Raw genomic sequence first — 6,320 nt, 5'->3', positions numbered from 1 at the left:
CGCGGCGGCTGAGCGGGATGCTCGGGCTGAGGCCGGGCGGAGTGCGGAGGCTGAGCGGGGGGCTGGGCGCGAGCGCTCTGCCGCTTCGCGGGGGGACGACGCGGTCACTGTGGCCACGCCGTTCGTGACGCCGACGAACGCGTCGGGTGGGCCTGCGGACGAGACGGCCGTGTTGCCTCCGGTGCGGGGCGATGGGCCTGGTGGGGCTGGTTCGTCGGGGTCTATGGGTTCTGCGGGTTCTGCGGGTTCTACGCGTTCGCATGGTGGGGCGGACTCCGAGACGACGGCGAAGTTGCCCAAGCCGCCGGTGCCCTCTGCGGGGGCGGTCGCGGAGGATGAGACCGCGGTGCTGCCGCAGGTGCCTTCGGGTGCGGCCGACGAGACGGCTGTGCTGCCGCCGGTGCGGGACGATCGGGTGCCGCCGGGTTATTTCCGGGACGAGCGGCCAGGGCCCGACGGGGCGGAGGGCCGCACGCGGGAGCTCCCGCAGGTCGACGAGGAGGGTACGCCGCGACGGCGGCCCCGGTCGGACTGGGCCGAGGAGACGCCGCTGGACGACCTGCCCACGCTGGCGGACGAACTGCTGGGGCCGCTCGGCGACGACGACCCCGACGACGGGCGGGGCTGGCGGCGGCGACGCCGGTGAGCTGAGCCGGTTCGCGCGCTGCCGGTTCGCGTGCGGTTGCCTGTGGGTCGGGGCCGTGCCGGTGCGTCGGCCTGTCGCTTGGCGCGGAGGCGCGGAGGCGCTCGGATTGGATCCGGGTGACTTCTCCGGGCCGCTGTGTGCGACGGGGTTGACGCACCGGCACGGCCCCTTCCGTGTGTGCGGGGGCCGTGCCGGTCGTGCGTCGTGGCGGAGGCCCGCGTACGCCGACGCACCCGCCCCCTACCCGGCTGCCCGTCGGCGCCGGTTGTCGGTGGGGTCGCGCACAATGGGGCGCGGAGAGGTCTTGTGGGACGGAGGGTGGTGGGTCATGGCCGTGTGGGACGACCTGGTGGGGCAGGAGCGGCTGAGCGGGCAGCTCGACGCGGCAGCCCGGGATGCGGACGCGCTCGTCACGGCGGCCAAGACGGGGACCGCGCCTCCGGAGGCGTCGAAGATGACGCACGCGTGGTTGTTCACGGGGCCGCCGGGTTCGGGGCGGACTACGGCGGCCCGTGCGTTCGCGGCGGCCCTGCAGTGCGTGAGTCCGGACCGGGCGCTCGGCGGAAGCCCGGGGTGCGGGTTCTGTGACGGGTGCCATACGGCGCTCGTGGGGACGCACGCGGATGTCAGCACCGTGGCGGCGGTGGGCACGCAGATCCTGGCCGACGACATGCGGGACACGGTGCGCAAGTCGTTCACGTCGCCGGCGAACGGGCGGTGGCAGGTGATCCTCGTCGAGGACGCCGAGCGGCTGAACGAGAAGTCGGCGAACGCGGTGCTGAAGGCCGTGGAGGAGCCCGCCCCGCGGACGGTGTGGATGCTGTGCGCGCCCTCGCTGGAGGACGTGCTGCCGACCATTCGGTCGCGGTGCCGGCACGTCGGGCTGCTCACACCGTCGGTGGACGCGGTCGCGGACATGCTCGTACGGCGGGAGGGCATCGAGCCGCAGGCGGCCGCGGTGGCTGCCCGGGCCACGCAGGGGCACATCGAGCGGGCCCGGCGGCTGGTCACCGATCCGCGGGCTCGGGAGCGGCGGGCCGCCGTACTGAAGCTGCCGTTGCGGGTCGAGGACATCGGGGGGTGTCTCAAGGCCGCGCAGGAGTTGGTCGACGCCGCTTCGGAGGAGTCGAAGCAACTGGCCGAAGAGGTCGACACCAAGGAGACCGAGGAGCTGAAGACGGCGATGGGCGCGGGGCAGGGCGGGCGTATGCCGCGCGGTACGGCGGGGGTGATGAAGGACCTGGAGGACAAGCAGAAGCGGCGGCGTACGCGGGCGCAGCGGGACAGCCTGGATCTCGCCCTGACCGAGCTCACCGGGTTCTACCGGGATGTTCTGGTCCTGCAGCTGGGGTCGCGGGTCGCGCTCGCCAATGTCGAGGTGCGGGACAGCCTGGAGCGGATGGCGCGGGGTGGCACGCCGGAGTCGACCCTGCGGCGGATCGATGCGATCGCGGCCTGCCGGGAGGCGCTGGAGAGGAACGTGGCGCCCCTGCTGGCCGTGGAGGCGATGACGATGGCTCTGCGGGCGGGGTGACGTCACGGGGGTCGGCGTCCAGCGTCCGGGGGAGTGCGTGGGGCGGTTGGTTGACTGTGTCACTCGTACGAGGAGCATTCGTTCCCGTTCGTGATCAATTGAGTGCTTCTGGTTACGCTCGCGAGATGCACACCAGGCGTACTTCCCGGCCGAACCGGTCCCTGCGGATCGGCGGCGCGTTGCTCGCTGCCGTCGCGCTGCTGGCTGCGGGCTGCTCCTCCGGCGCTTCCAGCACGGCGACCACGGCGGCGGACGGGGAGCCCGCCCTCGGCGCGCTGCCCCGGGCGACTCCGTCGGTACTGGCCCCGTACTACGAGCAGAAGCTGAGCTGGCGCGACTGCGGGATCCCCGGTTTCCAGTGCGCCACGATGAAGGCGCCCCTCGACTACGCGCAGCCCGGCGAGGGTGACATCAGGCTGGCCGTCTCGCGGAAGAAGGCGACGGGTCCCGGTGAGCGGCTCGGCTCGCTGCTGGTCAATCCGGGCGGGCCCGGCGGGTCGGCGGTCGGGTATGTGCAGGGGTACGCGGGCATCGGCTACCCGGCCGAGGTGCGGGCGCGGTACGACATGGTGGCCGTCGACCCCCGGGGCGTGGCCGGCAGCGAGCCGGTCGAATGTCTCACCGGGCGCCAGATGGACACGTACACGCAGACGGACCTCACCCCGGACGACACGGGGGAGACGGCTGCCCTGGTCGCCGCGTACAAGCGGTTCGCGGAGGGGTGCGGGCAGCGGGCGCCGCGGCTGCTGCGGCATGTCTCCACGGTCGAGGCGGCCCGGGACATGGACATCCTGCGGGCCGTGCTGGGCGACGGGAAACTGACGTACGTCGGCGCCTCGTACGGGACCTTCCTCGGGGCGACGTACGCGGGGCTGTTCCCCGAGCGCGTCGGCCGGCTGGTGCTGGACGGCGCGCTGGACCCGTCGCTGCCCGCCCATCGGCTCAACCAGGAGCAGACAGCGGGTTTCGAGACGGCCTTCCAGGCCTTCGCGAAGGACTGCGTGGGACGGAAGGACTGCGTGCTGGGGAGCACGCCCGCGCAGGTAGCCGAGAATCTGCGCACGTTGTTCGAGCGGTTGGACGCGCGGCCGCTCCGGACCGGTGACGCCGGCGGTCGGCGGCTGGGCGAGTCCCTGGCCACGACGGGTGTGATCGCGGCGATGTACGACGAGGGAGCCTGGCCCCGGCTGCGTCAGGCGCTCACCGAGGCGGTCAGGAAGGACGACGGCGCCGCTCTGCTCGCCCTCTCGGACAGCTACTTCGAACGAGGCCCCGACGGCACCTACTCCAACCTGATGTACGCCAATGCCGCCGTGAACTGCCTCGACCTTCCGGCTGCCTACAACACCCCCGAGGAGGTCGAACGAGCCCTCCCCCAGTTCGAGAAGGCGTCCCCGGTGTTCGGCCGGGCTCTCGCGTGGGCGTCCCTGAACTGTGCGTACTGGCCGGTGAAGCCGACGGGCGGACCGCACCGTATCGAAGCGAAGGGTGCCGCCCCGATCGTCGTCGTCGGCACCACGCGCGACCCCGCCACCCCCTACCGCTGGGCCCAGGCCCTCGCCTCCCAGCTCTCCTCCGCCCGCCTCCTCACCTACGACGGCGATGGCCACACCGCCTACGGCCGCGGCAGCGCCTGCGTCGACTCCGCGATCAACGCGTACCTCCTCCGCGGCACACCCCCGACGGACGGAAAGCGCTGCTCAGCGTCCTGAACGCCGACCGCGGTGACGGCCCGTCCGGGCCCTCCCGCGGGGCTCCGGCCCCTGGTTCGGAGCGCCCTGGAAACTGTGTAGACTTACCGACGTTGCTGACCGCACCATGGTGTGGACAGCGCGCCGCCTTAGCTCAGATGGCCAGAGCAACGCACTCGTAATGCGTAGGTCTCGGGTTCGAATCCCGAAGGCGGCTCTGCCGAAGCCTCAGGACTCACTCGCCGTGACCTGGGGCTTTTGCTTTTGGCGGATGCGACGACCGGGGCCAGCCCATCCCGTTCCGCTTCGCGCACTGGGACGGGTCCGTCACGGAACTCGTGCGCATCGCCGATGCAGGGGTCCTGCGGCGGGCATCGACGATTTCCCCTCTCTCGCCAGGGCCTCCCCTTCCTTTCCGCCGACCATCCAGCGTGCCCCGGATCCCGCCGCCCAGCACACCCCTGAGGCCGTTGTCGTCTTCGTGACCACGAACCGCCTTCTGAGGACGTCACCTCACGCAGCAGTTCGGCGGACCGTCAGTGGCCGGCCAACTCGGCCTCCGGCTCGGCGATGCGCTTGCGGCCGCAGCGAGCTCGGGTAGGTCGCTGCTGTTCGTGCCGGGCAACTGCCAGGTATCGGGTGGAAAGCTGCGGGGGATCATGTCCCCCGAAGGTCGTGACCTGGACTACCGCGTCGATAGGTCTGCGTCCGAGACCCGGGCGGGGGTCTGCGGCCGTTCGGGTCGATCAACATCTGGTGCCCGGTGTGTGAGGAGCCGTGGCGTTCCTCTGCTCAGGCGTCCGTGTGCAGGGGGGTGGGAGCGTTGGCGGGCGGGTGATCTGTACAGGGATGTATGGGCGGGACCGCTCATTCCCCGGCAGGACGCCTTCTGCCAGTCCTGCTTCCTCGAACGCGGCCAGCAGCCGTGCCAGTTGTTCGTCGGTGTGTGCCGCTGTCAGGGTGACCCGGATGACTTCGCGGCCCGCTCGGACGCCCGGGTAGGTCATCGGTGCGGTGAACACGCCGGCCTGGCACAGCGTGCGCCACATGCGCAGGCACCGCTCGCTTCCCCTGACGAGGACGGGCACGACGGGGGTGGTGGAGGCGCCGGTGTCGTAGCCGAGGGCGCGCAGGCCGTTGTGGAGCCTCTCGGCGAGGTCCAGTACCCGTCGACGGCGTTCGGGTTCGGTCTGGAGGATCTCGAGCGCGGCCAGTGCGGCGGCGACGTTCGCGGGTGAGGCGGCCGCGGTGAACAGTGAGGTGCGGGCGTGGAAGCGCAGGTAGCGGATCACCTCTGAGGGGCCGGCGATGACCCCGCCCACGGACGCCAGACTCTTGGACAGGGCACCGGTGATGAGCAGGGGCCGCAGACCGTAGTGTTCGGCGGCGCCCGCGCCGTTCGGTCCGAGTACCCCGAGGTCGTGGGAGCTGTCGACGACGACGTGCGCGCTGTGCGCGTCGGCCAGCCGCATCAGCGCGGGCAGTGCGCAGATGTCGCCGTCGACGGAGAAAATCCCATCGGTGAGGATGGTCTTCCCGGCCCCCTGGGCCGCCGAAGTGAGAAGTTCCTCCAGGTGTTTCATGTTGCCGTGCAGGAACTTTCGTTCCTCGGCGTCACCCAGACGAATTACTTCGTCCAGCGAAGCATGATTGGAAAGGTCACTGAAGACGTAGTCACCTTTGTCCAGCAATGGCGCAAGCATCAGATTCGCCTGGTAACCGGACGGGAGCACTGCCGCTGCTTCCTGCCCGAGGAACCGGGCGAGCCGCTCTTCGAGTTCTTCGTGCAGGCTGAGCGATCCGCTGACCGCGCGGGATCCGCCCAGCGAGGTGCCGAAGCGTCGCACGGCCGCCACGGCGGCCTCCCGTACCCTGGAGTCGGCGGCGAGGCCCAGGTAGTCGTGGGACGCGGCCATGATCACCCGCCGGCCCTCGAAGGTCACTTCCGTGCCGTTGAACGTGTCGCTGATGGCCCGGTAGTAACAGGCTCGGCCCGTCTCCTGCAGATAAGACGCTGTCCAGGCTCGGCACTTCTCCCACACGTCCATGCGTACGATCTCCAGTTCGGGTGATGCGGCCCTGCCCGCGCCTGTCCGGCAGGTTCCCGTATTCGCTCCACAATGCCACCCCGGGCTGCTGCCGCACCAATTCACCTGCGAAGTTTCATTTCGGTGGGCGGTGGTACTTTGAGGCTCCTTTCTGAGTTTTTCACGCCGGAGAAAAGCATGTCGTTCGATGAGCTGAAAGATATTATGATCTCAATGGGGATTCCCGATTCGGACATTCGTCTGGATGCGAGCCGGGAGGATGCGGGACTTGATTCCATCGCCGTGGTGGAACTGGCCCTGCTCCTGCGCAGTGAGCGGGGCCTGCAGGTGACGGAGGACGAGCTCGCTGCCGCCGGCACGATCGGGGACGTCGCTGCCCTGGTCGCCGCACGGTGACCTTC

The 6,320-nt window shown here is 70.6% G+C and carries 4 protein-coding genes, 1 tRNA gene and 1 pseudogene; 5 read left to right on the top strand and 1 reads right to left on the bottom strand.

What is annotated here, in order from left to right; genetic code table 11:
- The 4 genes and pseudogenes from AWZ10_RS48490 to AWZ10_RS32705 form a co-directional block, all read left to right on the top strand.
- A pseudogene (locus AWZ10_RS48490) lies at nt 1–646 on the top strand (dTMP kinase); the annotation flags it as partial.
- Nucleotides 647–974: 328 nt separating this feature from the next.
- Entirely contained in the window at nt 975–2,180 is a 1,206-nt protein-coding gene (locus AWZ10_RS32715; RefSeq protein ID WP_046707523.1) for a DNA polymerase III subunit delta', read from the top strand.
- A 125-nt stretch (nt 2,181–2,305) separates the two neighbouring features.
- Entirely contained in the window at nt 2,306–3,892 is a 1,587-nt protein-coding gene (locus AWZ10_RS32710; protein WP_060892788.1) for an alpha/beta hydrolase, read from the top strand.
- Nucleotides 3,893–4,014: 122 nt separating this feature from the next.
- Nucleotides 4,015–4,088, top strand: a tRNA-Thr gene (locus AWZ10_RS32705).
- 529 nt (nt 4,089–4,617) lie between these two features.
- Here AWZ10_RS32705 and AWZ10_RS32700 read toward each other — a convergent pair.
- Complete coding sequence (locus AWZ10_RS32700) at nt 4,618–5,919, bottom strand: aminotransferase class I/II-fold pyridoxal phosphate-dependent enzyme (RefSeq protein ID WP_060892787.1); 1,302 nt, start codon at nt 5,917–5,919, stop codon at nt 4,618–4,620.
- 177 nt (nt 5,920–6,096) lie between these two features.
- On the opposite strand from AWZ10_RS32700, the gene AWZ10_RS32695 reads away from it, so the two are divergent.
- The gene (locus tag AWZ10_RS32695) at nt 6,097–6,315 is read left to right on the top strand and encodes an acyl carrier protein (RefSeq protein ID WP_046704337.1); all 219 of its coding nucleotides are present in this window, start codon (nt 6,097–6,099) and stop codon (nt 6,313–6,315) included.
- Nucleotides 6,316–6,320: the final 5 nt, after the last annotated feature.

Source organism: Streptomyces europaeiscabiei (assembly GCF_001550375.1).
Lineage (GTDB): Bacteria > Actinomycetota > Actinomycetes > Streptomycetales > Streptomycetaceae > Streptomyces > Streptomyces europaeiscabiei.
The sequence above is the reverse complement of the archived record's forward strand: the minus strand, read 5'-3'. Positions and strand labels throughout refer to the sequence as shown.

Coding starts and splice junctions, on each gene's coding strand:
- AWZ10_RS32715 (WP_046707523.1), top strand. CDS start 975: ATGGCCGTGTGGGACGACCTGGTGGGGCAGGAGCGGCTGAGCGGGCAG.
- AWZ10_RS32710 (WP_060892788.1), top strand. CDS start 2,306: ATGCACACCAGGCGTACTTCCCGGCCGAACCGGTCCCTGCGGATCGGC.
- AWZ10_RS32700 (WP_060892787.1), bottom strand. CDS start 5,919: ATGGACGTGTGGGAGAAGTGCCGAGCCTGGACAGCGTCTTATCTGCAG.
- AWZ10_RS32695 (WP_046704337.1), top strand. CDS start 6,097: ATGTCGTTCGATGAGCTGAAAGATATTATGATCTCAATGGGGATTCCC.